This window comes from Mycobacterium sp. (genome assembly GCF_049683935.1).
In the GTDB taxonomy this organism is placed as follows: Bacteria; Actinomycetota; Actinomycetes; order Mycobacteriales; family Mycobacteriaceae; genus Mycobacterium.
The window spans coordinates 1-1,968 of sequence record NZ_JBAUJR010000369.1; the positions used below are offsets into that span (position 1 = coordinate 1).

Annotated in this window: 2 protein-coding genes; both read right to left on the reverse strand. The window is 67.7% G+C overall.

From position 1 onward, the window contains the following. The coding region (cobG, locus tag WA965_RS21390; RefSeq protein ID WP_526448044.1) for a precorrin-3B synthase at positions 1 to 954 on the reverse strand (954 nt) is incomplete at its 3' end. Between the two features lie 33 nt (positions 955 to 987). After that, the gene (locus tag WA965_RS21395) at positions 988 to 1,908 is read right to left on the reverse strand and encodes a TauD/TfdA dioxygenase family protein (RefSeq protein WP_526299778.1); all 921 of its coding nucleotides are present in this window, start codon (positions 1,906 to 1,908) and stop codon (positions 988 to 990) included. Between the last annotated feature and the right edge of the window lie 60 nt (positions 1,909 to 1,968).

Consider the following 1,968-nt stretch of genomic DNA (forward strand, 5'->3'; position numbering starts at 1 on the left):
CTCGCAGCCCGGGCTTCCGGTGCAGGCCGACAACAGCAGCCAGGGAGAGTTCTCGTCGAAGATCAACCCTCGGGGGGCCAGCACACGAAGCGCGACGTCGGCGATGTCAGGGGCGAGGTCGAAGAGCAGGATCGACCGCCACGGGGTGATGGACATCGTGGTGTCGACCGCTGCCAGAAAGCGCGCCGTCTCGGCGTCGAGCACCCCGAGGGGGACGGCGGCTCCCAATGTCACCGGGCCGTCGGCCTGCTCGATCCACCCGACGGGCGGCCGGGTCTGCGGGGGCCACGTCCTGCCCGGGGTTGCTGTCGGTGTCAGCGGTCCGAGCAACAGCAGTGGATCATCGAGTTCGGCAGTCCGCCAGGCCTTTCCGCGGATGTCGAGGAACCGGTTCGCGACCGCCAACAGGGTGGCGACGACGTCGGCGAGATCGAGGCGCACCCCGGTGTCACGTCCGGCCAGCAGAAGTGCCGCGGTGTTCTCGTCGAGGGCGTGGATACCCGCGTCGGCCCCGAGACCGGAGATGTCGCCTCGTCCGTCGTCGATTCCGAACAGGAACCGGCCCGGCAACTGCGCGATCCGGTGATCGTGCTGCAACGCCGAGTCCAGCGCGACGACGATCGCTCGCACGTCGCATACGCCTCCGCTGCGGCCCGACAGCGGCGAGGCGACGATATTGCGCACCCGCTCATGGGTGGGGGAGGGCAGCAACCCCGCAGCGGCCAGGAGTCCGGCCGTGGAATCGGTGTCACGTACCCCGCGGATCTGCAGATTGCCGCGCGAGGTCAACTCCAGCGTCGACGAACCGAAATCAGTGGCGGCCAGCGCCACCGCCTCCAGCTGCGGGGCGGTGATCATCCCGCCCGGCAACCGGATGCGGGCCAACTCGCCGTCCGCGGCGCGGTGCGTCTGCAGCGCGCCCGGGCAGGCGTCGACCTCCCGTGCCCTCTCCACGGGTTTCACGCTACCCGGCCGGCGCGCGTGCAATCAGCTGGCGAGCCTCGGCGGGTTGACCACGGTCGAATATGTCGAGGCGTCGCCGGTGACCACCCGACTGCGTGCACCGTCGACGGAGATCGGGATGTCGCCGGCGAGCGTCACCCGGCTGAGGCGGCGGAAGTGATCGTCGTAATCGGACACCGCGTAGTGCTGGGTGGCCCTGTTGTCCCAGACCGCGAGATCGCCGAGCTCCCAATTCCAACGAATCGTGTTCTCGAGCTTGGTTATCCGTGATTGAAACAGCTCGAACAGGGCCGTCGACTCGGCCTGGCCGAGCCCGACGAACTGCTTGACGAAGCCGCCGAGCAGCAGGACGCGTCTTCCCGTCTCGGGATGCACCCGGACCACAGGATGCTCGGTTTCGTAGTAGTCGGAGACGAACTCCTCGCGGTACTCGCGTTCGGTGTCGGCCGGTTGAAGCAACCGGGTGTCGACGTCCGCCACGTAGTCGTAGGCATTGGTGTGGACTGCCCACAGCTTCTCTGCCAGGGCCCGCAGCGGGGCAGGCAACCGATCGTAGGCTGCCTCCGTCGAAGCCCAGGTGGTCGTCCCGCCGTAGGGCGGCAGTGCGACTGCGCGCAGTAGTGAGGCTTTCGGGATGCGATCGACGAATGTGACGTCGGTGTGCCAGCTGTTGGCCTTGTCGTAGCGCGAGTCGATCGGCAGCACCCGGACGCCTCGCGACGTCACCGTGGGGTGTGACCTCGTCGGTGTGCCCAGGGTGCGGGCGAACGCCAACTGCGATTCATCGTCGAGCGAATGCTGGCCGCGGAAGAAGAGCACTTTGTGCTCGAGCAGCGCGGCGTTGATCTGTGCCGCGGTACCGGCATCCACACTGTCGGCGATGTCGACCCCGTCGATGCGTGCACCGATGACCGCGCCGAGCTTGACGACCTGTAGCGATGGCATATGACCCACTTCCGGAGCGCTTCAGACGCCAGTGTGCTCCTATCGGCGACACTGCCCACC